The following is a 23,142-nucleotide window of genomic DNA, read 5'->3' as shown; positions in this document are numbered from 1 at the left end:
ACCGGGTGTGCGGCGTCGAGGGCTGCCGAGGCCGAGGTGGCTCGGTTAGATCTTCACCAGGTCGTCGGCGTGGATTACCGGGCGGCGCATGGTTTCCGGGAGTTCGGCGGTGGAGCGGCCGAGTACGCCTGCCAGCTCGGTGCTGTCATATTGGACGACGCCGCGGGCGACTATGCGCTTGTCGGGGGCGATCAGGTCGACCACATCGCCGCCGGAGAACTGCCCGCGCAGGTCGGTGATCCCCGCGGCGAGCAGGGAGCGCCTGCTCTGATGCGCCACCGCCTGCACCGCGCCCTCGTCGATGAGCAACGCGCCACGGCTGTCCGCGGCGTGGCGCACCCAGAACTTGCGGGCGGACAGGCGCACGGGGCGCGCGGCGAAGGCCGTGCCGACAGTGCCCGTGCTCAGCGCGGATGCCGCATCGGTCGCGGCGGCGAGCAGTACCGGCACACCCGCGTCGGCGGCCAGTCGAGCCGCCGAGAGTTTCGAGGCCATCCCGCCGGTGCCGAGCGCACCGCCGCTGCCCGCGATCACGCCGTCCAGATCGGCGCTGCCGCGCACCTCGGGGATGAAGTTCGCGTCGCCCTTGCGCGGATCACCGTCGTAGAGACCGTTGACGTCGGACAGCAGCACCAGGGCGTCCGCGCCGACCAGATGGGCGACCAGGGCGGCGAGCCGATCGTTGTCGCCGAAGCGGATCTCTTCCGTTGCGACGGTGTCGTTTTCGTTCACCACCGCGACGGCGCCGAGCGAGCGCAGCCGGTCCAGGGTGCGCTGGGCGTTGCGATGATGCTCGCGGCGGGAAAAATCGTCGGCGCTGAGCAGTACCTGCCCGACGGTGCGCCCGTAGCGGGCGAACGAGGTGCCCCACGCGTGCGCCAGCGCGAGCTGACCGACGCTGGCCGCCGCCTGCTTGGTCGCCAAATCCTTTGGCCTGCTTGTCAATCCGAGTGGCGCCATACCCGCGCCGATGGCGCCGGAGGACACGACGACGACATCGGACCCGGCGCGCATCCGCGCCTCGACCGCATCGGCGAGCTTGTCGAGCCGCGCGGTGTCCAACCCGCCTTCCAGGCTGGTCAGCGCCGACGAGCCGATCTTCACCACGACGCTGCGCGCGGCCGCGATCGCCCGGCGAGCCTCACTCAGTCCGTCACGCGAATCCTCTTGCACAACGCCAGAACTCACCGTCATCGCCACCAAACTCCATGCACCACAATAGAATCCACCGCTACAGCGGACACGGCGCGCCGCCGCCTCGACGAGGCTACCGGCCGAGACGGAAACGCCGCACGCCGGACATCGACGGCCCCACCGGATTCCGGCGGCAGCCGGAACGCCGGACAAGGCTGGCTGCCCACGGCTACTCCTCGTCCTCGTTCACCAGGCCACGGCGCACGCGCGAGGCATGCTTGCGCTCGGCCGCGCTGATCCGGTCGTTCTGCTCCAGCCGGATATCGGTGCCGCGCCCGGTCGGCACCATATCGATGCCCGCCGAAATCTGCGGCTCCCATTCGAAGGTGACATCGCCGATGGTGACCGGCGCGCCGGGCACAGCGCCCTGCTTGACCAGCTCGTCCTCGACGCCGAGCCGGGCGAGCCGGTCCGCGAGGTAGCCGACGGCCTCGTCGTTGTCGAACTGGGTCTGCTTGATCCAGCGCTCGGGCTGCTTGCCGCGCACGATGAAACCGCCCGGCTCCTGCGGGTCGGCGATCACGCTGAAACCGGTCTCGTCCACCGCGATCGGGCGGATCACCGGACGTGCGGGCGCCGCCTTGGGATGCGCCTCGCGGTACTGGTGCACCATCTCCGCCAGGGCGAAGGTCAGCGGCCGCAGCCCGGCCCGGCTCACGGCCGAGATCTCGAACACCGGCCAGCCGCGGGCGGTGAACTCGGCGGTCACCATCTCCGCGAGTTCGGCGGCGTCGGGCACATCGGTCTTGTTCAGGATCACCACGCGCGGGCGGTCGGCCAGATCGCCGAGCCCGGTGTCGGCGTTGAGTTCGGATTTGTAGGCCGCGAGTTCGGCCTCGAGCGCGTCGACATCGGAGACCGGATCGCGGCCCGGCTCGAGCGTCGCGCAGTCGACGACATGCGCGAGCACCGCGCAGCGCTCCAGATGGCGCAGGAAGTCCAGACCGAGGCCACGGCCCTCGCTGGCGCCGGGGATGAGGCCTGGCACGTCGGCGATGACGAAGGTGGTGTCGCCGCTGGCGACCACGCCGAGGTTCGGCACCAGCGTGGTGAACGGGTAGTCCGCGATCTTCGGCTTGGCCGCCGAGAGCACCGAGACCAGCGAGGACTTACCCGCCGACGGGAAGCCGACGAGCCCGACATCGGCGAGCGACTTCAGCTCGAGGACGAGATCGCCTTCCTCGCCTTCCTCGCCGAGCAGCGCGAAGCCGGGCGCCTTGCGCGCCTTCGACGCGAGCGCGGCATTGCCGAGCCCGCCACGGCCGCCGCGGGCCACGATGAACTGGTTGCCCGCGCCGACCAGGTCGACGAGCACCTTGCCGTCGTTGTCCAGCACCACGGTGCCGTCGGGCACCTTGAGCACCAGATCGCCGCCGTGCTTGCCGTCGCGGTTGCTGCCCTCGCCCGGCTTGCCGTTGGTCGCCTTGGCGTTCGGGTGGAAGTGGAAGTCGAGCAGGGTGTGCACGTTCGGGTCGACCTCGAGGATCACATCCCCGCCGCGGCCGCCGTTACCGCCGTCCGGACCACCGAGCGGCATGAACTTCTCGCGGCGCACGGAGGCACAGCCGTGGCCGCCCTTGCCCGCTCGCACGTGCAGCACGACACGGTCGATGAATTTGGACATAGGCCGAATCATCCTCCTTCAGGACGGGTCGGTGCGTGGACAGGGCCGTTCGAGATCGCTGAGTCGGTGCACGCTGTGGTTCAGGAATACGAAAAGCGGGTCAGGGTTTGTCACCCTGACCCGCTCTACGTCTTACGGAGTGGCTAGGCGGTCAGGCCTGCACCGGCTCCGGGACAACGATGTTGACGGTCTTGCGGCCACGCTTCTGGCCGAACTGGACCGCGCCCGCCTCGAGGGCGAACAGGGTGTCGTCACCGCCACGGCCGACGTTGACGCCGGGGTGGAAGTGGGTGCCACGCTGGCGGACCAGGATCTCGCCGGCCTTGACAGTCTGGCCGCCGAAACGCTTCACGCCGAGGCGCTGTGCGTTGGAATCGCGACCGTTCCGGGAGCTGGATGCACCCTTCTTGTGTGCCATATCGGAATCTCCTCGGGATGTCTTACTTGATGCCGGTGACCTTGAGGACCGTCAGCGGCTGACGGTGACCCTGGCGCTTGTGGTAGCCGGTCTTGTTCTTGAACTTGTGGATGCGGATCTTCGGGCCCTTGGTCTGCTCGACGACCTCGGCCGCCACGGACACCTTGGCCAGCTTGGCCGCATCGGTGGTCAGCTCCGCGCCGTTCACGACGAGGACCGGGGCGAGCGCCACGGAAGTACCCGGCGCACCCTCGATCTTCTCGACCTTCACCAGGTCACCGACCGCGACCTTGTACTGCTTTCCGCCGGTCTTGACGATCGCGTACGTTGCCATCGGTCGGCTGCCCTTCTTCCTACTAAGTAGTGCTTCTGCACTTGCTCACGCAGCGGTCTTGTCCGGTCGGATCTCTCCACCGGAAACCGCGGCACGACTGGTCTGGTAATTCCCGCCGCCTCGGCATCTGGTGGCTCTCGGGTGTCGAACATTCGAGAACCGGGCCACGAAGACAGGGTTTGCCATGAAGACATAACCCGTTGTCACCGGGCAGCGACTGTCCAAGATTACAGGACGGCCACCACGACAACCAAACTGGGGCTGTGTCCGATGGCGGCGCCTCCGGCGCTGCGTGTTCGCGGCCCCGAGGAGTCTCGCGTCCGAGTGGCCGAGACTCGCGACTTCGTCGCATGCGCTTCGGCCACTCGGACGCGAGACGGGCCGCGAACGGCGCTCGCAAGACTCGCGCCGTGGTAGCTGGCTACCGAGCGGATTTGTCGCGGTGCCAGCTGAACGACGAGGCCCCGCCGTTGGAGACGACGGGGCCACGTATGTGAGCAACGACTCAGCTGGTGCCCTCGGGAGCGCCCGCCGGACGGCCGACGGCACGACGGCGCGGCTTGCGCTGCGGGATGTCCGCAGGCTCCGGAGCCGAGTAGTCGATCGGCGCCGCGGGCGGCTGATCGGCGGCGAGCACGAACACCGCACCGGAGCTGTCCGCGGCGGGCGCGGAGGCCGAGCGGGCAACCCTGCGGCGCCTGGCCGGGCGGGCCGCCGATTCCGGTGCGCCGTTGGTCTCGGCACGGGCCGGTTCCTGGCTCGGCTCCACCGGGGCCGGTTCGGTGGCAACGGTTTCCGTCACGACCTCGACCGGCTCGGCGACCTCGATCGGCTCAGCGACCGGTTCGACGACCTCGGCCTGCTCCGGAGCGGTCTCGACGACCGCAACGGGTTCGACGACCGCAGCGGTCTCGACGACCTCGGCAACCTCGTCGACCGCCTCGGCTTCGACGACCTCGGCAACCTCGTCGAACACCGCTTCCGGCTCGGCGGCGACCGCGTCGACCACCTCGACGATCTCGGACTCGATGTCCTCGTCCGTGTGGTGATGCGCCGCCATCGCCAGCGCGACCGGATGCGCCCGCTTGACGGCGATGTCCTCTTCGGCGACCTCGACCACCGGCGGCGTGCCGTTGGTGGATGCCGCGGGCGCGGCGGGTGCGGCGGCCTTGTCCCGGCCACGACGCCTGCGCGAACCGCTCTCCCTGGTGCGTGCGCCGGTGTCCTCGGCGGCCGAGGGCTCCACCGGGAAGGTGTGCACCAGGATGCCGCGGCCGTGGCAGTGCTCGCAGGTGGTGGAGAACGCCTCGACCAGCCCGGTGCCCAGCTTCTTGCGGGTCATCTGGACCAGGCCGAGCGAGGTCACCTCGGATACCTGATGGCGGGTGCGATCCCGGCCGAGCGCCTCGGTGAGCCTGCGCAGCACCAGATCCCGGTTGGATTCGAGCACCATGTCGATGAAGTCGACGACGATCATGCCGCCGATATCGCGCAACCGCATCTGGCGCACGATCTCCTCGGCCGCCTCCAGGTTGTTGCGGGTGACCGTCTCTTCCAGGTTGCTGCCGCCCGCACCGGTGAACTTGCCGGTGTTGACGTCGATGACCGTCATCGCCTCGGTGCGGTCGATCACCAGGGTGCCGCCCGAGGGCAGCCACACCTTGCGGTCGAGCGCCTTGGCCAGCTGCTCGTCGATCCGGAAGGTCTCGAACACGTCGACGCCGGCGGGGTGGGAACCAGCACCGCTCTCGTGCCGGTTCACCCTGGCGAGCAGGTCCGGCGCGACGGTGCGGATGTAGTTCTCGACCGTGCTCCAGGCCCGCTCACCCTCGATGACCAGCCGGGAGAAGTCCTCGTTGAACAGGTCGCGGATGACCTTGACCAGGAGATCGGGCTCCTCGTACAGGGTCTTCGGCCCGCCCGAATCCTTGGCGGCGGCGGCCTTTTCGATGGTGCGCCAGGTGGCCTGCAGCCGCTCCACGTCGCGGGCCAGCTCGGCCTCGCTGACGCCCTCGGAGGCAGTGCGGATGATCACGCCCGCGTCGGCGGGCACGATATCGCGCAGGATCTCCTTGAGCCGCTTGCGCTCGGTGTCGGGCAGCTTGCGGCTGATACCGGTGGAGGTGCCGCCCGGCACGTACACCAGGAAGCGGCCGGCCAGGCTGATCTGAGTGGTCAGCCGGGCGCCCTTGTGCCCGACCGGATCCTTGGAGACCTGGACCAGCACCTGATCGCCTGGCTTGAGCGCCTGCTCGATCTTGCGCTCCTTGCCGCCGAGACCGGCGGCCTCCCAGTTCACCTCGCCCGCGTACAGCACGCCGTTGCGGCCGCGGCCGATATCGACGAACGCCGCCTCCATGCTCGGCAGCACGTTCTGCACCTTGCCGAGGTAGACGTTGCCGACCATCGACGCGGAGCCGGTGTTGGTGACGAAGTGCTCGACCAGGATGTTGTCCTCGAGCACGGCGACCTGGGTGGTGGCCGAATGCTCGCTGATACCGGCGAACGACTTCTCGCGCACCACCATCACCCGGTCCACCGCTTCGCGGCGGGCCAGGAACTCCGACTCGGTCAGGATGGGCGGACGGCGGCGACCGGCCTCGCGACCGTCGCGCCTGCGCTGACGCTTGGCCTCGAGCCTGGTCGAACCGGTGATGCCCTGCACCTCGTCGACGGTGCTCGCGGCGGCGCGGCTGCGGCTCTTGTTACGCGGTTCGCGCTCGTGCACGACGGTGTTCGGCGGGTCGTCGTCGGCGGGCTCGTTCTCACCGGACTCACCGGCCACCTTGCGGCGACGGCGACGGCGGCGACGACGGCTCGAACCCTCGGGCAGGTTCTCGTCGTCCTCGGCGTCGGTGTCGTCGGCGTCGGCGGATTCCGCGGACTCGCTCGCCTCGTCGGCGGGCTCGTCCTCGGTGTCGGCGTCGGCGCCGTCCTGGTCGTCGGCATCGGCGTCGGCGTGCTGCTCCCCGCGGCCACGACCGCGGCCACGGCGGCCACGGCGCCTGCGGCGCGGCTGGTCGTCACCCTCACCCTGCTGATCGGTGGCGTCCTGGTCGTCCTCGGTGCTGTCGAGTTCGTCCTCGGGCTGCTCGACCGGCGGCTCCTCGACGCGGCGGGCGTCGCGCTCGGCACGGCGCTTCTTGCGCGTCTGCTCGGCGGCGGCCGCGTCCGGCGGCAGGAACAGCGGCGCGGTCACCGCGGCGGCGGCCTCGAAGACCACCGGGGCGGCCACGTGCGGCTCGTCCTTGATCGGGTGGGTGAACAGCTGCACCGACGGCTGATGCGCCGGTTCGGTGTTCTCCGAGGTGCCGGGAATCACCGGATCGGGTGCGGAGAAGAACACACCCTGATTCGCGGCGGGCCGCGGTTGCTCGGTGGTGTCCGGCGCCGGTTCCGGCGTGGGTTCGGGGGCTGGTTCGGCCGTCTCGGCAGCGGCGGTCGCGTCGATATCACGCGGGCCGAAGGCGTCGCGGACCGATTCGGCCACCGCCCGGTCCACATTCGACTGTGCGCTGCGCGCGTCGGCGCCCAACTCGCTGAGTTTGGCCAGGATGCGCTTGCTGGTTACACCAAGCAGCTTGGCCAGTGCATGAACTCGGATTCGCTCCGGCAATTGTTCGGCATCCTGTTGTTTTGTTGTTTCCAGCGGCTCTTGATCGGCCACGAAGTCTCCTCGGGCCCCCGGGCGCGTCCCTCCCAGGTATGGAGTGACGCGGCCGACGCGGGGGCACTGTCCGTTCGACTCACGCCCTGTGGCGCGAGGTCATGTGGTCTCGCCCCGCGTGCCCCGGTATCCCCTTGTGTCGTTCGTCGGACGGGTCAACTGGTCACGCGGCGCCTGGCTGTTGGCTGAACTCCGCGGAGTGAGCGTTCATCCAGCGTGCCGACGCGAACTGCGGGCCCCAGCAACCGGGCCGTTCGTCCGTGGCAGCGATGATCGGCATCGAACCGCGGTGTCATCCGGCTGCTCTCGGCCCCGACAACTCGCGTACCTGCGCGAACAGTCGGTATCCGAATGCAGCCAGTGCCAGTATCCCACATCGTGCGGCGACGGTTCGCCATCGCCGCACGATAGGTGACTACCGAGTAGCCACAATCAAGCGGGAAACTCCGGGAACCAGAGCGCGATCTCGCGCTTGGCCGATTCCGGCGAATCGGAGCCGTGCACCAGGTTGTACTGGGTCTCCAGCGCGAAGTCGCCGCGAATGCTGCCCGGCACGGCCTTCTCGACCGGGTCGGTGCCGCCGGCGATCTGCCGGAATGCCGCGATGGCGCGCGGGCCCTCCAGGACGGCCGCGACGACCGGGCCCGAGGTGATGAACTCGATCAAGGAGCCGAAGAACGGCTTCTCGGCGTGCTCGGCGTAATGCTCCCCGGCCAGGGCCTCGGATACGTTCTTCAGTTCGAGGGCCGCGATCTTCAGGCCCTTGCGCTCGATCCGCACCAGCACCTCGCCGACGAGGCCACGGGCCACACCGTCCGGCTTGATGAGTACCAACGTCTGCTCAGTCACGGCGCAGAGCCTACTGGGCGCGCATCCAGCCCGGTAATCGGCGGTATCTCAGCGGCGCACCGGCTAGGAGGAACGCTGGATGCGCTGGCTCGGCAGCATGCCATTGTCCATGCGGCGCTTGACGTCCGAACGCAGGATCAGGATGAAGGCCCAGACGGCCGCGAACAGCACACCGATGACGCCGATGGACAGGTGGATGAACAGGCCGAGGATGACCAGAACCTGCAGGCCGAGGTTGAACGGGACCGCCCACGGCCTGCGCTGCAGACCGGCGCCGAGGATCATCAGCACCGCGATCAGCACCAGGTAGGTACCGGAGAGCCAGGTCACACCGCCGCCCACCGCGGCGACCACCGGCAGTGCGAGCAACACCACGATCGCCTCGAGGATGAGCGTGCCCGCCATCACACCGCGCAGGCCCTTCCACGGGTCCGGCGCAGTGGGCTGTTGGTCCTCGGTCGACTGATCCTCGGTCGGCTCGGGCTCACTCATGACGCTGCTGCCTCCCTGTCGGCCTTCGCGGGCCCGCTCACGCCGGATCCTTTCCGAACAGTCCACGGGCCGCGCCCGCGGTGACCACCGAGCCGGTTACCACAACGCCCGCGCCGGAGACCATTTCGCCCGCGTCGCCGACCTCCTCGGCGATCGCGATCGCGGTTTCCAGTGCGTCGGGCAGTGTTTCGGCGGTGACCACGCGCTCGTCGCCGAAGCGCTGCACGGCGAGGTTCGCGAGCGAGTCGACGTCCATGGCGCGCGGCGAACCGTTGGTGGTGACGACGATCTCATCGAACACCGGCTCGAGCGCCTCCAGGATGCCCGCCGCGTCCTTGTCGGCGAGTACCGCGATCACGCCGACCAGCTTGCGGAAGTCGAACTCCGCGGTCAGCGTCGCGGCCAGCGCCTTGGCGCCCGCCGGGTTGTGCGCGGCATCGATGAAGATGGTCGGCGCGCTGCGCATCCGCTCCATCCGCCCCGGGCTGGCGACGCTCGCGAAAGCCGCACGCACGGCGTCGATATCGAGCTGGCGCTGCGCACCCGCGCCGAAGAACGCCTCGACCGCCGCCAGGGCCAGCACGGCGTTGCGCGCCTGGTGCTCGCCGTGCAGCGGCAGGAAAATCTCGTCGTAGACGCCGCCGAGGCCCTGCAATTCGAGCTGCTGGCCGCCGACGGCGATCTGCCGTGCCACGACCCGGAATTCGGAGCCCTCGCGCGCCACCGCGGCGTCCACCTCGACGGCGCGGCGCAGCAGCACCTCCATCGCCTCCGGCTCCTGCTCGGCGATCACCGCGACGGTGTCGCGCGGCACGAGCAGATCCTCCGGTGCGCGCTTGATGATTCCGGCCTTCTCCCCCGCGATCGAGGCGAGGTCGGGACCGAGGAAGTCGGTGTGGTCCAGGCCGATCGGGGTGATCACCGCGACCTGCCCGTCGATCACGTTGGTGGCGTCCCAGGTACCGCCGAGCCCGGTCTCCACCACCGCGACGTCGACCGGCGCCTCGGCGAAGGCGGCGAAGGCCATGCCGGTGAGCACCTCGAACTTGCTCATCGCCGGGCCGCCGATCGCCGCCGACTGCTTGTCGACCAGCTCGATATAGGGCTGCAGCTCGCGGAAGGTGGACACGTAGGTGGCCGGGCTGATCGGCACGTTGTCGACGCTGATCCGCTCGGTGGCCAGCTGCAGATGCGGGCTGGTGAGCCGGCCCGTGCGCCGATGCAGCGCACTGAGCAGCGCGTCGATCATCCTGGTCACCGAGGTCTTGCCGTTGGTGCCCGCGATGTGGATCGCCGGATAGCCCTGCTGCGGCGAGCCGAGCAGATCCATCAGCGCGGCGATGCGCGCGAGCGAGGGCTCGATCTTGGTCTCCGGCCAGCGCTTGTCGAGTTCGGCCTCGACAAGCGCCATTTCGGCCAGGTCGACCGGCGACGGCCCGGAGCCGAGCCGGTGCGCCGAGTGCTGCTCGTCGTCGTACTGCCGCTCCGGTTCGGCGTTGTATCCCGCCTCGCTCGAGTTCACTTGCCGCTCAGTTCCGCCAGCCGGGCGCCGATCCGCTCGACCTCGGCCACCGCGATATCGCGGCGCTCGCTGATCTTCTTGACCACATCCTCCGGCGCCTTGGCCAGGAACGCCTCGTTGCCGAGTTTGGCGGTGGTACCGGCCAATTCCTTCTGCGCGGCGGCCAGATCCTTCTCCAGGCGGCGGCGTTCGGCGTCGAGGTCGACGGTGCCCGAGGTGTCGAGTTCCACGGTGACCGTCGCGGTGCTCAGCCGCACCTCGACCGACGCGGTGGCCGCGAAGGCGTCGCCGGCCTCGGTGAGCTTGGCCAGGTTCGTCACCGAATCGTGCTGGCCGGTCAGGCCGGCGGCGTCGAGGCCGATCACCTTGGCCGCCACCTTCTGGTTGTCGGCAAGGCCCTGATCGCCGCGGAACCGGCGCACCTCGGTGATCAATCGCTGAGTGTCCGAGATCCGTTGTGCCGCAGCGGCATCCGTGGCGATGCCGGTGGCCTGCGGCCAGGCCGCGATCACCACCGACTCACCGCCGGTCAGCGCCTGCCACAGCGACTCGGTGACGAACGGGATGACCGGGTGCAGCAGCCGCAGCACCGCGTCGAGCACCGAGCCGAGCACGATCCTGGTCGAGGCGACCCGCGCCTCGTCGGCGGCGAACTGCACCTTGGTCAATTCCAGGTACCAGCTGCACAATTCGTCCCAGGCGAAGTGGTACAGCGCCTCGCACGCCTTGCCGAACTCGTAGGCGTCGAGGGCCGAATCCACTTCGGCGCGCACCTCTTCGAGCCGATCGATGATCCACAGATCGGCGTCGGTGAGGGTGGCGCGGTCCGGCAGCTCACCCGGCTGCGCGCCGTTCATCAGCGCGAACTTGGTGGCGTTGAACAACTTTGTGACGAAGCTGCGCGAGGCGAGCGCGTGCGATTCGCCGACCGAGAGGTCGCCGCCCGGCTGCGCGCCGCGGGCCAGGGTGAAGCGCAGCGCGTCCGCGCCGTACGCCTTGATCCACTCGAGCGGGTCGATGCCGTTACCGCGCGACTTCGACATCTTCTTGCCGTACTGATCGCGAATCAGGCCGTGCAGGAACACATCCTTGAACGGCACCTGCGGCCGCTTCGCGTCCTTGCCCGCGGTGATCGCCGGATCGTCGGCGACGAAGGTGCCGAACATCATCATCCTGGCCACCCAGAAGAACAGGATGTCGTAGCCGGTGACGAGAACGCTTGTGGGATAGAACTTCTCCAGCTCGGCGCTGGACTCCGGCCAGCCCATGGTGGAGAACGGCCACAGGCCGGAGGAGAACCAGGTGTCGAGCACGTCCGGGTCCTGCACCCAGCCCTCGGGCGCGGTCTCGTCCGGTCCGACGCAGACGACCTCGCCCTCGGGGCCGTACCAGATCGGAATGCGGTGGCCCCACCAGAGCTGGCGCGAAATGGTCCAGTCGTGCATGTTGTCGACCCAGTCGAACCAGCGCGGTTCCAGGCTGGTGGGGTGAATCTTGGTGTCGCCGTTGCGCACCGCGTCACCGGCGGCCTTGGCCAGCGATTCGACCTTCACCCACCACTGCATGGACAGCCGCGGCTCGATCGGCTCGCCGCTGCGCTCGGAATGCCCGACGCTGTGCAGGTACGGCCGCTTCTCGGCGACCACGCGGCCCTCGGCGGCCAGCCGCTCGCGCACCGCGACCCGCGCCTCGAACCGGTCCATGCCGTCGAATTCGGTTCCGGTGCCGGTGATCCGGCCGCGCTCGTCCATGATGTTCGGCATCGGCAGGTTGTGCCGCACGCCCATCTCGAAGTCGTTCGGATCGTGCGCGGGCGTGATCTTCACGGCACCGGTACCGAATTCGGGGTCGACGTAGTCGTCGGCGATGATCGGGATCTGCCGCCCGGTGATCGGATGCTCCAGCGTGGTGCCGATCAGCGCCCGGTAGCGCGGATCCTCCGGGTGCACGGCCACCGCGGTATCGCCGAGCATGGTCTCGACGCGGGTGGTGGCGACCACCACGTGCGGCTCGCTGTCGTCGAGCGAGCCGTAGCGCAGCGAGACGAGCTCACCGTTGATGTCCTCGAACTTCACCTCGATATCCGAGATGGCGGTGCGCAATTCGGGCGACCAGTTGACCAGGCGCTCGGCCCGGTAGATGAGGCCCGCGTCGTAGAGCCGCTTGAAGATGGTCTGCACGGCGCGGGAGAGGCCGTCGTCCATGGTGAACCGGTCGCGGGCCCAGTCGACGCCGTCGCCGAGCGCGCGCATCTGCCACTGGATGGCGCCGCCGGATTCGCGCTTCCAGTCCCACACCTTGTCGATGAACAGCTCGCGACCGAAGTCTTCCTTGGTCTTTCCGTCGACCGCGAGCTGCTTCTCCACCACGGTCTGGGTGGCGATGCCCGCATGGTCCATACCGGGCAGCCACAGCACCTCGTAGCCCTGCATGCGCTTGCGGCGCGCGAGGGTGTCCATGATCGTGTGGTCGAGCGCGTGGCCCATGTGCAGGTTGCCGGTCACGTTCGGCGGCGGCAGCACGATCGAGTACGGGGGCTTGTCGCTGGTGGCGTCGGCGGCGAAATAGCCAGCGGCTACCCAGCGCTCGTACATCGGGGCCTCTACCGCACCGGGGTTCCAGTTCTGCGGGAGGGCATCGGCACGATTACGCGAGTTGTCAGGGGCTGCGCTGGTCACCCGACGATTCTAGTGGCCGGTGCGAGTGCGCCGACGCAGGCCTCCGCGACGAGGACATCTTGATCGACCATGCCACCGGAGACGCCGACCGCACCGACGGTTCGCCCGTCGGTATCGACGACGGGCAGGCCGCCGCCGAACGAGATCAAGCCGCCGTTGCTCGACTCGATGCCGTAGGCAGGCCCGTCCGGCCCGGCGATGGCGCCGAGGGCATCGGTCGGCATCCGGAAGAGGACGGCCGTCTTGGCCTTGCGCAGCGCCAGATCAATACTGCCGAGAAATGCGTCGTCCATCCTGCTGAAGTGCACGAGGTAGCCGCCCGCGTCGACGATGGCGATGTTCATGGCGACGCCGATCTCGGTGGCGGCGGCAGTACCCGCGGCGATCATGCGTGCGGCGTGATCGAGGGTGATCGATGTCATCGGATGCTCCAACTGGTCGGTGTTTCGAATACCGGACCAACATTCGCCGCGCGCCGCGACGACAACCAGAGCTCGGCTGTCCCCCGGGTCCGGCGTTCCTAGGGATGACTGCCCCAGGAACGTCGCGCGGACGCATGTGACACTGACCCGATGAGTGAGCTCGGCGATTTCCTCAAGGCCAAGCGGGCCGCGATCACGCCCGACCAGGTCGGGCTTCCGCCGATCGGCAACCCGCGCCGGGTGCGCGGGTTGCGCAGGGAGGAAGTCGCGCAGCTGGCCGCGCTCAGCGTCGACCACTACACCCGGCTGGAGCAGGGACGGGTGACCAGCGCCTCGGACAATGTGCTCGACGGCATCGCGCGCGGACTGCGGCTCACCGAGGACGAGCGTTCCTATCTGCGCTTGCTCGCCCAACCCCCGACCGTGCGGCGCGGTACGCGCGCGGTGGAACGGGTTTCGCCGCGGGTGCTCGATCTACTCGCCGCCACCACGGCCCCCGCGCTGGTGCTCGGCGCGACCAGCGACATCCTCGCGTGGAATCCGCAGGCCGCCACCCTGTTCTTCGATTTCGCCGAAATACCTGCCGGACAACGGAATATGGTGCGGCTGCTGTTTCTGGAGCCGCGGATGCGCGCACTGTTCGCGGACTGGCCGTCGGTGGCCGCCGAGGCGGTGGCGCGATTGCGGATGGCCGCGGTACGTGGGGGCGATGATCCGAAGCTGGCCACGCTGGTCGGCGAATTGTCGCTGCACGACGCCGATTTCCGGTGCCTGTGGGCCTGGCATCACGTCAGGGTCGCCGATGCGGGCCGAAAGGTGTTGCGGCATCCGCTGGTCGGCGATCTCGAGGTGGATTGGCAGGCGTTCGTCATCGCCGCCGCCGAGGGGCAGACGCTGGTCACCTACACCGCGCCCGCGGACAGCAAGGCACATGAGGCGCTGCGATTCCTCGATGCGTGGAGCCCGGATCCGGTAGTGGGCACAGAAAAAGGCGGAGTCTTCGGTGGATGAGGGACACCGAACACTCCGCCCTTGCTCACAGCTTACCGCCCTTCCAGGTCGCGGCCCGGAATCCATAAGTAATTCTCAGCTTCCGGATATTTTCGATCATCGATCTTCCATTTATCCGACCGCGATGTCCTGTTCGATGAGGTCAGCGTTGAGCGCGATGCCTGCGGTCGAGCCAGCGCCCGCGGCCGAGATGACCTGTGCGCGTGGGTCGGCAACATTGCCCGCCACCCACACGCCGGGCACGCTGGTCCGGCCCGATGTGTCGGCGATCACCCAGCCCGCGTCGTCGAATCGGCACCCGAGCGCGGTGAGCACCGCGGCGTTGGGCACGAAGGTCGGCGCGACGAACACCGCGGACCTCGGCACCACCCGACCGTCCGCCATCGCGACGCCGCGCAATCGGTCCTGCGCGATCACCAGGCCGTCGACCTTGCCGTCGACGATGCGGACGCCGCGCGCGCCGAGCCGACGGCGGTCCTCGCCGGACAGCGTCATGGCGTGCGGGAAGAAGACCGTGTCGGACGACCACTGCGGGAGCAGCAGGCCGAGGTGCACCGCCCTGGCCACGCCGCCCGGTTCGGTGCCGCCGAGTACGGCGAGCGGCTGATCGCGCACCTCGTAGCCGTGGCAGTACGGGCAGTGCAGCACGTCGGCGCCCCACCGCTCGCGCACGCCTGGCAGGTCGGGCAGTTCGTCGCGCAGGCCGGTCGCGACAAGCACCCCGCGCGCGCTCAGCGTCCGTCCGCCGGCCAGCCGAAGCGTGAAATATCCTTGCTCCCCAGACTTTTCGGCACCTGCCACCTCATCGTCGAACAGGTCGCCGCCATAGCTCGCCACCTCGTTCGCGCCCACCGCGAGCAGCTCCGACGGCGCGAGCCCGTCCCTGGACAGAAATCCGTGCATATGCGCGGCCGGTGCGTTGCGCGGTGCGCCGCCGCGCACCACCGCCACCCGGCGGCGCGCCCTGGTCAGCACCAGCGCCGCGGACAGTCCCGCCGCGCCGCCGCCGACGACGACCACGTCGTATGTTTCCTCGATCATCTGCGATCACCTCCGCGGCCAGGTTGCCCATCGCGCGCCGTTATGGCAACGAAAGTTGCCGTTTCCGGGAATCGGGGGTGCACTGGTGTGATGACCAACCCGCTCGGCGTCGCCCAGACCATCGCCGATATCGGCCCACGGCTCAAGGCGCTGCGCGCCCAGCGCGACGTCACCCTGACCGCGCTGTCCGAGGCCACCGGCATCTCCAAGAGCACGCTCTCGCGCCTGGAATCCGGCCAGCGCAAGGCCAGCCTGGAACTGCTGCTGCCGATCGCCATCGCGCACGACGTGCCGGTGGACGAACTGATCAACGGACCGCGCAGCGCCGATCCGCGCGTGCACACCACGGCGCGAACGATCAACGGCCGCACCGTACTTCCGCTGACCCGCCAGCCAGGACCATTGCAGGCCTACAAGATGATCATCCCGCCGGAACGCGGCGAGCCGGACCCACGGGTGCACGAGGGCCACGAATGGCTCTATGTGCTGGCCGGGCGCCTGAGATTGATACTGGCCGAGCACGATGTGGTACTCGGCCCCGGCGAGGCCGCGGAATTCGACACCCGCCAACCCCACTGGTTCGGCAGCGCGGGGCGCGGTCCCGTGGAAATCCTCAGCCTCTTCGGCAGCCAGGGTGAGCGCATGCACGTCCGCGCCCGCCCGCGCGGCCAGAAATAGTACGGATCGATCAGCGAATTCTCAGGAGAAGTCAGGGTTTTCCCTGTTGCCGAATGCGGGCGGACTGCGGAGCCTGGAAGTGTGAACCCTCCGCTCGACTCGGTGCCCTTATACGTTCCCGAGCCGCACCTGTCCGAGCCGCGCGTATCCGAACGGTACGTCGCGGCGCCCGTTGCCCTCGTCGATCTGCGCGGGCAGGCGGTCGACGAATTGCGCTACCCGGCTTCGGCGGCGTTGATCGTCGCCGGTGTGCCCGGTGCCGGAAAGAGCACGGCACTGCATCGGTTCTTCGGCGCCACGGCGGACGCCGAGACACCACCGAGGGGTCCGGCGGATTCGATCGTGCTGGATTCGCATCAGGCGCGCAACCGCTGGCGGCACCGGCTCGGCTGGCTACCCTACCCGCTGTGGCGGCCGGTGGTGCACGTCGCGCACTACGCGGGTATCCGGACGGCGCTGCGAGAAGCGAAGGGGCCGGTAGTGATTCACGACTGCGCGACCTTCGGCTGGTCCCGGCGGCTCATCGCGCGCTGGAGCACGGCCTACGGGCGCGAAATGCATGTGATCCTGATCGATGTGGACGCCGCGGCGGCCCGTGCCGGTCAGCGTCAGCGTGGCAGGCGGATCAACTCGATCGCCTTCGCGCTGCACTGCTTCCGCTGGCGACGGCTGCTGCGCGGGCTCGGTTCCGGTGCGCCCCAGCATCCCGAGCCCGCCTCGACGGTCATCCTCGACCGGCCGACCGTCAACCGCATCGACCGCGTCGGTTTCGCGGCGTAACCGCGGCCCACAGCCGAGTTTTGCCGGGCCACAACCGTTCTGGGTACGGCCCAGGGTAGTTCCGACTACGGAACCAGCACGGTGAGCGCACGGGGAACGGCGCGGATGGTGATCGGGAGGGTGCCCGCCGGTTCCCCGTCGGCCGTCGCGGGCGCGCCCGCCGCGGTGAGCGTCACCTGCGCGGCGCGGTACTGCTTCACATCGGGATGGTCCTGCCGTTTGCCCGCGGACAGCGCGGGCAGCAGGCGCAGCATCTCCACCCTGGACAGCGCGCCGACCACGGTGAGGTCGAGCAGCCCGTCGTCCATCACCGCGTCCGGGCAGATCAGCATGCCGCCGCCGTAGGTGCGGGTGTTACCGACGGCGACCATCACCGCGTTCGTTTCGATGACGGTGTCCTCGGTGGCGCCCGGCTTGGTCAGCCCGTCCGCCGACACCCCGGTCAGCTCGACCCGATACGGCACGGTGAACCGGCCGGAGATCTCCGCGAGCGCGGCGACGGTGTAACGCAGCCGCCCCTTCGGCCAGCGCATCTCGTTGGCGCGCAAGGTGACTCGGGCGTCGAATCCGGTGCCGGTGACGGTGGCGAACCACATCGGCGCCGCGCCGTCGGCTTCGATGCGGCCGAGATCGATGGTGCGGATGTTGCCGTCGGCCACCACATCGGCCGCGCCGGCCGGATCCTCGGTCGGCACGCCGATCTCCCTGGCCAGATCGTTGCCGGTGCCCGCGGGAATCAGGCCGAGCGGAACGCCGGTCTCCGCGAGGGCGGCCAGCATCACCGAGATCAGGCCGTCACCACCGATGCAGACCACCGCGTCCGGCCCGGTGGCCGGATCGGCGATCGAATCGCGCACGCGCTGTACCGATTCCGCGGCCGTCGCGGTGCGCACCTCGGTGATCGTGATGCCGCGCTCGGCGAATCTGGCCAGTGCCGCGGTCGCGACATCGTCGCCCTTGCCGAGCCCGGAGTGCGGGTTGGTCACCACGGTGACCGCCCGAATGGTGCGGCGCGCGTCCTCGATCACGGGACCAGCTTTCCAGGGTTGAGGATCCCGGCGGGGTCCAATTCCTGTTTCACCGCACGCAATACGCGCACACCGAGGTCGCCGATCTCGGCCGGAATCCACGGGCGGTGGTCGGTGCCGACCGCGTGATGATGGGTGATGGTGCCGCCCGCGGCCACGATCGCGTCACCGACGGCCTGTTTGGCGATGTGCCACTGGGCGATCGGATCGTCGAGCTGCTTGGCGACGATGGTGAAGTACAGCGAGGCGCCGGTCGGATAGGTGTGCGAGATATGGCACATCACCAGCGGCGGGGTGCCCTGCCCGCCCAGCGAATCCGTCAGCGCCGCAGTGACTTTCGCCTTCAGATTGGCCAGATTCGCCCAGGTGGTGGCGGTTTCCAGGGTTTCGCACAGTACACCGAGGTCGAGCAGCGCGTCGCGCATATAGGGCGCGGCGAAGCGGCCGTGCTCCCATTCCCGAGCCGGCTTGTCGCCCAATGCCTTTCCACCTGCGGCCGCCAGCAGCGCACCGGCCTCGGCGCTGCGCGCCGCGACATGCGCCGCGGTGCCCTCGAAGGTGGTGATGGCGAGGCAGCCGGAAACCGCGTTGCCGCCGACATCGCCGGAGCGGGCCAGGTTGAGGCCGGTTTCGGCCTCGTCGGACAGCCGGAACACGGTCGGCGCCGCACCGGCCTGCACCACCGAACGCAGTGCGGCCGCGCCGGTTTCGAAGTCGGGGAACGACCACGCCTGGTAGGCGGTGGTTTCCGGTACCGGATGCACTCGCACGGTGACCTCGGTGATGATGCCGAGCGCGCCCTCCGATCCGACGAACAGCTCACGCAGATCGGGACCGGCGGCCGAGGCGGGGGCGCGGCCTAGCGCCAAGGTGCCGCTGGGTGTGGCGATCGTCAGGTGCTGGACCATGTCGTCGAAGCGCCCGTAGCCCGCCGAGGCCTGGCCCGAGGAGCGAGTGGCGGCGAATCCGCCGATACTGGCGAATTCGAAGCTCTGCGGGAAGTGGCCGAGCGAAAGGCCGTGCGCGCCGAGCAGTTCCTCCGCGCGCGGGCCGGTGAGGCCGGCCCCGAGGGTGGCGGTCCCGCTGATCGGGTCGACCCGCGAGACCGCGTCGAGACGGCGCAGATCCAGCGCGATCACGGCATCGAAGCGCCCGCGGACCGGGTCGACGCCGCCGACCACGCTGGTGCCGCCACCGAACGGCACCACCGCGACGGCGTGCTCGGTGCAGTACGCCAGCACGGCGAGCACCTGCGCGTGATCGGCGGGGAAGACGACGGCATCGGGCGCGTCCTGCGTGCCATCGGCGCGGCGGCGCAACAGATCCGGGGTGCTCTTGCCGCCCGCGTGCCGCAGCCGGTCCTGGTGGTCGACCGACACATGGTCCGCACCGACCACCGCGACCAGCCCGTCTCGTCGGTCCGAACTCAGCGCCGACGCGCGGAGCGGCACATCGCCCTCATCGCGGCGCGCCACCGGGTCGCCGGATACTCCGAACACCTGCGCGAGCAGGCCACGGATCTGCGCCGACAGCGGCTTGTGTCCGGCCGGAATACCCCAGGCGTCCCACACCATACTCGCCGGAGGCGGCGCCACGCCCGGCTTTACGCCCGGTGCCGAATCGTTACCGGTGTTCTGCTGCGTCTCGACCATGCGTTACAGTTTGACATAGACTGTCAAGCAGTAACGAGCAGACATCCATACCGGCGCCGCTCCGTTTCCGGCGCCGCCGACACCCGGTGGTGACATCCGATGGCCGTCTCCGACGAGACCGACGCCGAAACCGCTTTCTCGGCAATAGATCTCGCGATCTTCGAGGCCGCGCGCGGCTGCGTGGAGGAGTTCGGCGTCCGCCGCACCACCCTCACCGAGGTGGCGCGCCGCGCGGGCGTCAGCAGGCCGACCGTCTACCGGCGCTGGCCCGACACCGGCTCGCTGGTGGCCGAACTACTGGTCCGGGAACTGCGCGGGATCGTCGTCGCCGCCATGCCCACCTCGGGCAGCGGCCGCGCGAGGCTGGTCGAAGGGATCGTCGCGGGCGCGGCGACCATCCGATCGAACCCGCTGTTCGGCAAGATCTTCCGCACCGACACCGACCTGATGCTCACCTACGTCTTCGGCAGGCTCGGCCGCAATCAGCGCGCGCTGATCGAGCTGTTCTCGGCCGGTATCCGAGACGGACAGCAGGACGGCTCGATTCGTGACGGGTCCCCCGACCAGCTGGCCACCATGCTCCTGCTCATCGCCCAATCCGCGGTGCAATCGGCGGGCACGGTCGCCCCCCTGCTCGCGGGCGACGCCCTCGATACCGAGCTCGCCCGCGCTCTCGACGGGTATCTGACTCCGACTCCGGGGTCGCGCCAGAAGACTCCGCAACAGCGAAAGGCTGTGTGATGGTTGCCGATTCAGCCGCAACCGCCTCGACCGGCGGGACCCGCACCGCCTGGTGCACTGCCAGAAAGGGTTTGTGATGACCGCGAATTCGACCGTGACGGGTAATTCCGCGCTGAACGCCGAGCGCCGTTCGCGTGAGCTGACCCGGCTGGGCGACGGGGCCGATATCGATGTGCTGGTGATCGGCGGGGGTGTCACCGGGGCCGGTGCCGCGCTCGATGCCGCCGCCCGTGGACTGCGGACCGTGCTGGTGGAGCGGCACGATCTGGCCTTCGGTACCAGCCGGTGGAGTTCGAAGCTGGTGCACGGCGGGCTGCGCTATCTGGCGAGTGGCCAGGTCGGCATCGCGCACGAGAGCGCCGTCGAGCGGGGCATTCTGATCCGCACCACCGCACCGCATCTCGTGCGCCCGCTGCCGCAGCTGGTGCCGCTGCTGCCGGAGATCGGCACCTTCCAACGGACCTTGATCCGCACCGGTTTCGTCGCCGGTGACGTGCTGCGCCGCAGTGCGGGCACGCCCGCCGGACTGCTGCCGCGGTCTCGCCGGGTCGCCGCCGCCGAGGCGCTGCGGCTCGCGCCGACCGTGCGGCGCGACGGGTTGAGCGGTGGCTTGCAATCCTGGGACGGACAGCTCGTCGACGACGCAAGGCTGGTGGTTGCGCTGGCGCGCACCGCGGCCGCCGAGGGGGCCACGGTGCTCACCCGAGTGGAAGCCACTGGCGTGACCGGCGATTCGGCGACCCTGCGCGATACCCGCACCGGTGAGACGCTCACCCTCCTGGCGCGCACCGTCATCAATGCCACCGGTGTGTGGGCCGATCAGGTCGATCCGAGCATCGAGCTGCGCCCGAGCCGTGGCACCCATCTGGTCTTCGATGCCACGGCGTTCGGCGGCCTCACCGCCTCGCTCACCGTGCCTGTCCCCGGCAGCACGAGTCGTTTCGTCTTCGCCTTCCCCGCCGCGCACGGCCGGGTGTACCTCGGCCTCACCGACGAGGACGCGCCCGGCCCCGTCCCCGACGAGCCGCAGCCGACCGACTCCGAGATCGACTTCCTGCTCGACACGATCAATACCGCGCTGCGCGAACCGTTGACTCGCAAGGACATTCGCGGGTCCTACGCGGGCCTGCGCCCGCTGCTGAAGACGGCCGGCGACAGCACCGCCGATATCTCCCGCAAGCACGCGGTGCTGCGCTCCCCCACCGGCGTCATCACCATCGTCGGGGGCAAACTCACCACCTACCGCCAGATGGCCGAGGACGTCGTCGATGCCGCGATCAGCCATGGCTCACTCACCGCCGGACCATGCCGCACCAAGCGACTTCCACTGGTCGGCGCGGTTTCCGGCGCCGCACGCGATCGACTCGACGCTCCACCGGTCCTGATCGAGCGCTACGGCAGCGAGGCACCGCTCGTTCTCGCCGCCGCACAACAGAATCCGGCGCTGGCGGAGCCGGTGGCGCCCGGAATCGACGTCATCGCCGCCGAATTCGCGTTCGCGGTCTCGCACGAGGGCGCACTGAGCCCGGACGACCTCCTCGACCGGCGCACGCGCATCGGCCTCGTCGCCGACGACAGGGCGGCCGCCCTGCCTGCCGCCGAAAAGGTATTCCCGCACACTCTTTGATGTCCCGCGCGTCGTGCGGCAAGTCGGTGTGCGGGAAATCCGAAGGTATGCGGCTGCCTCTGACTCCGCTGTGCATCCCGCCCTGCGCGACGCGACCTCCGGCCGCTGCGGCTGGTTTCGGTTCAGGTCCACGAGTCCAGGTCGGCGCGCATGCAGGCGCGCGGCCACCGGTCGAGGCCGTGCGCGTGCTCGGCATCGCGGATCGCCCGCAGCGCGGGCGTTTCCTCGGCCTGGCTCAGGTAGCGGAAGCCGAGGCGCTCGTAGTACGGGCCGTTCCACGCCACATCGGTGAACGTGGTCAGCGTGATCGAGTACATCCCTTGGGTTTTCGCCCACTGCACCGCGTGGTCGATCAGTTGTTTGCCGATCTTCCTGCCCGCGTGGTCGGGATCCACCGAGACCTGTGCGACGTGCGCGGCGCCGTCGACCACGTCGAGCACGAGATAGCCGATCGCCCGGTCGGCGTAGTTCGACCAGACCCAGGCGCGCCCGGCACGCAGGAATTCGCGCAGCGCCTCCAGCGTGGGCGGCTCGTCCTCGGCCACCATGGTCATGCCGATGTCCGCGAACGGTTTTCCGGCGGCGCGCTCGATATCCTGCAGCACCGGAAGGTCGGCCTCGGTCGCCGGTCGGATCATCGAGACTCCTCGAATTGTCGAACTACGTGACCGGCGTGGCGAGAATGCCGTCGATCAGCACGCGGAGTGCCCATTGTGCGCGCTCGTCGCCGTCTCCCGCCAGCAGATTTTCGCGCATCGCCACGACCATCGGGTAGCGGTCGGCGGGCAGTTCGGCGAGGCGCTGCTTCACCCGTGCCATGTACTCCTCGGCCCGCATCGCCTTGGTGTTGTAGGCGGCCTGCTCCGCCGCGGCCGCGGTGATGTACAGGAACAGCAGATCGACGGCCCAGCCGTTCGTGCGCCCATCCACCCCGCCCTCGGCGAACAGCGCGAGCATCCGATCGATGAGCACCAGGGCGTTGTCGCCGGTGGGTATCGCACCGAGCGCGACGAGCGCGAGCCCCTCGTGGCTGCTCATCGCCGCGACCGAGCTGTCGACCAGCGCGGTCAGCCGCTCCCGCCAGGTCGCGCCGCTCGGTTCGGGAATCGTGCCGAGCACGTGGTCGAGCATGGCGGCCATCAGATCGTCGCGGTTGGCGACGTAGACGTAGAGCGAGGCCGCACCGGTGTCGAGTTCCTGCGCGACCCGGCGCATGGTCAGCGCGGCCAGCCCGTCCTGGTCGAGCACCCGCAGTCCGGTCTCGATGATCACGTCCCGGCTGAGCGGGGCTTTTGCCGGGCGTGCGCGACGGCTCACGGGTGCTGCACTCATGCGCCGAGCATACCGCGCCAACGAACACCGTTTGACACGAACGCTGTTCGTC

20 protein-coding genes are annotated in these 23,142 nt (G+C 69.4%); 5 read left to right on the top strand and 15 right to left on the bottom strand.

Annotated elements, in window-relative coordinates; translation table 11 throughout:
• Window positions 1–45: 45 nt before the first annotated feature.
• From proB to ACIG5A_RS11275, 10 genes are all read right to left on the bottom strand, one after another.
• On the bottom strand, window positions 46–1,149 hold the full coding sequence (gene proB / locus ACIG5A_RS11320; RefSeq protein WP_397240595.1) for a glutamate 5-kinase: 1,104 nt from the start codon (window positions 1,147–1,149) through the stop codon (window positions 46–48).
• 214 nt (window positions 1,150–1,363) lie between these two features.
• Window positions 1,364–2,818: a GTPase ObgE gene (gene obgE / locus ACIG5A_RS11315; RefSeq protein WP_397240049.1), complete on the bottom strand. Its 1,455-nt coding sequence runs from the start codon at window positions 2,816–2,818 to the stop codon at window positions 1,364–1,366.
• A 151-nt stretch (window positions 2,819–2,969) separates the two neighbouring features.
• A complete protein-coding gene (gene rpmA / locus ACIG5A_RS11310) occupies window positions 2,970–3,236 on the bottom strand; it encodes a 50S ribosomal protein L27 (RefSeq protein WP_397240048.1) in 267 nt (88 codons plus the stop codon).
• A gap of 22 nt (window positions 3,237–3,258) precedes the next feature.
• On the bottom strand, window positions 3,259–3,570 hold the full coding sequence (gene rplU, locus ACIG5A_RS11305) for a 50S ribosomal protein L21 (RefSeq protein WP_357301725.1): 312 nt from the start codon (window positions 3,568–3,570) through the stop codon (window positions 3,259–3,261).
• A 505-nt stretch (window positions 3,571–4,075) separates the two neighbouring features.
• The gene (locus tag ACIG5A_RS11300; protein ID WP_397240047.1) at window positions 4,076–7,237 is read right to left on the bottom strand and encodes a translation initiation factor IF-2 N-terminal domain-containing protein; all 3,162 of its coding nucleotides are present in this window, start codon (window positions 7,235–7,237) and stop codon (window positions 4,076–4,078) included.
• Window positions 7,238–7,669: 432 nt separating this feature from the next.
• On the bottom strand, window positions 7,670–8,086 hold the full coding sequence (gene ndk, locus ACIG5A_RS11295) for a nucleoside-diphosphate kinase (protein ID WP_397240046.1): 417 nt from the start codon (window positions 8,084–8,086) through the stop codon (window positions 7,670–7,672).
• A 63-nt stretch (window positions 8,087–8,149) separates the two neighbouring features.
• Window positions 8,150–8,578: a DUF4233 domain-containing protein gene (locus ACIG5A_RS11290; protein WP_397240045.1), complete on the bottom strand. Its 429-nt coding sequence runs from the start codon at window positions 8,576–8,578 to the stop codon at window positions 8,150–8,152.
• Window positions 8,579–8,615: 37 nt separating this feature from the next.
• Window positions 8,616–9,989 carry a bifunctional folylpolyglutamate synthase/dihydrofolate synthase gene (locus tag ACIG5A_RS11285; protein WP_397240594.1) on the bottom strand — a complete coding sequence of 458 codons (1,374 nt, stop codon included), beginning with the start codon at window positions 9,987–9,989 and terminating at the stop codon, window positions 8,616–8,618.
• A gap of 107 nt (window positions 9,990–10,096) precedes the next feature.
• Entirely contained in the window at window positions 10,097–12,778 is a 2,682-nt protein-coding gene (locus tag ACIG5A_RS11280) for a valine--tRNA ligase (RefSeq protein ID WP_397240044.1), read from the bottom strand.
• A complete protein-coding gene (locus ACIG5A_RS11275; RefSeq protein WP_397240043.1) occupies window positions 12,775–13,200 on the bottom strand; it encodes a heme-binding protein in 426 nt (141 codons plus the stop codon). Before ACIG5A_RS11275 ends, ACIG5A_RS11280 begins: the two co-directional genes overlap by 4 nt.
• 150 nt (window positions 13,201–13,350) lie before the next feature.
• On the opposite strand from ACIG5A_RS11275, the gene ACIG5A_RS11270 reads away from it, so the two are divergent.
• Window positions 13,351–14,211, top strand: a complete 861-nt coding sequence (locus tag ACIG5A_RS11270) for a helix-turn-helix transcriptional regulator (RefSeq protein ID WP_397240042.1) — start codon at window positions 13,351–13,353, stop codon at window positions 14,209–14,211.
• Window positions 14,212–14,322: 111 nt separating this feature from the next.
• Here the strand turns inward: ACIG5A_RS11270 and ACIG5A_RS11265 are convergent, their stop codons facing one another.
• Entirely contained in the window at window positions 14,323–15,249 is a 927-nt protein-coding gene (locus ACIG5A_RS11265; RefSeq protein ID WP_397240593.1) for an NAD(P)/FAD-dependent oxidoreductase, read from the bottom strand.
• A gap of 93 nt (window positions 15,250–15,342) precedes the next feature.
• On the opposite strand from ACIG5A_RS11265, the gene ACIG5A_RS11260 reads away from it, so the two are divergent.
• Entirely contained in the window at window positions 15,343–15,930 is a 588-nt protein-coding gene (locus ACIG5A_RS11260; protein ID WP_397240041.1) for a helix-turn-helix domain-containing protein, read from the top strand.
• Window positions 15,931–16,032: 102 nt separating this feature from the next.
• Window positions 16,033–16,710, top strand: coding sequence for an AAA family ATPase (locus ACIG5A_RS11255; protein ID WP_397240040.1), 678 nt, complete (start codon window positions 16,033–16,035; stop codon window positions 16,708–16,710).
• A gap of 65 nt (window positions 16,711–16,775) precedes the next feature.
• Here the strand turns inward: ACIG5A_RS11255 and ACIG5A_RS11250 are convergent, their stop codons facing one another.
• The gene (locus ACIG5A_RS11250; RefSeq protein ID WP_397240039.1) at window positions 16,776–17,738 is read right to left on the bottom strand and encodes a diacylglycerol kinase; all 963 of its coding nucleotides are present in this window, start codon (window positions 17,736–17,738) and stop codon (window positions 16,776–16,778) included.
• Entirely contained in the window at window positions 17,735–19,312 is a 1,578-nt protein-coding gene (locus ACIG5A_RS11245; RefSeq protein WP_397240592.1) for an FAD-binding oxidoreductase, read from the bottom strand. The genes ACIG5A_RS11250 and ACIG5A_RS11245 overlap by 4 nt, the downstream gene beginning before the upstream one ends.
• A gap of 177 nt (window positions 19,313–19,489) precedes the next feature.
• On the opposite strand from ACIG5A_RS11245, the gene ACIG5A_RS11240 reads away from it, so the two are divergent.
• Both ACIG5A_RS11240 and ACIG5A_RS11235 read left to right on the top strand, forming a co-directional pair.
• The gene (locus ACIG5A_RS11240) at window positions 19,490–20,131 is read left to right on the top strand and encodes a TetR/AcrR family transcriptional regulator (RefSeq protein WP_397240038.1); all 642 of its coding nucleotides are present in this window, start codon (window positions 19,490–19,492) and stop codon (window positions 20,129–20,131) included.
• A gap of 76 nt (window positions 20,132–20,207) precedes the next feature.
• Complete coding sequence (locus tag ACIG5A_RS11235; protein ID WP_397240037.1) at window positions 20,208–21,758, top strand: glycerol-3-phosphate dehydrogenase/oxidase; 1,551 nt, start codon at window positions 20,208–20,210, stop codon at window positions 21,756–21,758.
• A gap of 122 nt (window positions 21,759–21,880) precedes the next feature.
• On the opposite strand, the gene ACIG5A_RS11230 is transcribed toward ACIG5A_RS11235, so the two are convergent.
• Window positions 21,881–22,396, bottom strand: a complete 516-nt coding sequence (locus ACIG5A_RS11230; RefSeq protein WP_397240036.1) for a GNAT family N-acetyltransferase — start codon at window positions 22,394–22,396, stop codon at window positions 21,881–21,883.
• 22 nt (window positions 22,397–22,418) lie between these two features.
• Entirely contained in the window at window positions 22,419–23,090 is a 672-nt protein-coding gene (locus tag ACIG5A_RS11225; RefSeq protein ID WP_397240035.1) for a TetR/AcrR family transcriptional regulator, read from the bottom strand.
• Between the last annotated feature and the right edge of the window lie 52 nt (window positions 23,091–23,142).

This window comes from Nocardia sp. NPDC052566, from assembly GCF_044547285.1.
In the GTDB taxonomy this organism is placed as follows: domain Bacteria; phylum Actinomycetota; class Actinomycetes; order Mycobacteriales; family Mycobacteriaceae; genus Nocardia.
Note: the sequence above shows the minus strand (reverse complement) of the source record. Positions and strands in the feature narration are given on the sequence as shown.

Coding starts and splice junctions, on each gene's coding strand:
- obgE (WP_397240049.1), bottom strand. CDS start 2,818: ATGTCCAAATTCATCGACCGTGTCGTGCTGCACGTGCGAGCGGGCAAG.
- rpmA (WP_397240048.1), bottom strand. CDS start 3,236: ATGGCACACAAGAAGGGTGCATCCAGCTCCCGGAACGGTCGCGATTCC.
- rplU (WP_357301725.1), bottom strand. CDS start 3,570: ATGGCAACGTACGCGATCGTCAAGACCGGCGGAAAGCAGTACAAGGTC.
- ACIG5A_RS11290 (WP_397240045.1), bottom strand. CDS start 8,578: ATGAGTGAGCCCGAGCCGACCGAGGATCAGTCGACCGAGGACCAACAG.
- ACIG5A_RS11285 (WP_397240594.1), bottom strand. CDS start 9,989: ATGGCGCTTGTCGAGGCCGAACTCGACAAGCGCTGGCCGGAGACCAAG.
- ACIG5A_RS11275 (WP_397240043.1), bottom strand. CDS start 13,200: ATGACATCGATCACCCTCGATCACGCCGCACGCATGATCGCCGCGGGT.
- ACIG5A_RS11270 (WP_397240042.1), top strand. CDS start 13,351: ATGAGTGAGCTCGGCGATTTCCTCAAGGCCAAGCGGGCCGCGATCACG.
- ACIG5A_RS11260 (WP_397240041.1), top strand. CDS start 15,343: ATGACCAACCCGCTCGGCGTCGCCCAGACCATCGCCGATATCGGCCCA.
- ACIG5A_RS11245 (WP_397240592.1), bottom strand. CDS start 19,312: ATGGTGTGGGACGCCTGGGGTATTCCGGCCGGACACAAGCCGCTGTCG.
- ACIG5A_RS11240 (WP_397240038.1), top strand. CDS start 19,490: ATGGCCGTCTCCGACGAGACCGACGCCGAAACCGCTTTCTCGGCAATA.
- ACIG5A_RS11235 (WP_397240037.1), top strand. CDS start 20,208: ATGACCGCGAATTCGACCGTGACGGGTAATTCCGCGCTGAACGCCGAG.
- ACIG5A_RS11230 (WP_397240036.1), bottom strand. CDS start 22,396: ATGATCCGACCGGCGACCGAGGCCGACCTTCCGGTGCTGCAGGATATC.
- ACIG5A_RS11225 (WP_397240035.1), bottom strand. CDS start 23,090: ATGAGTGCAGCACCCGTGAGCCGTCGCGCACGCCCGGCAAAAGCCCCG.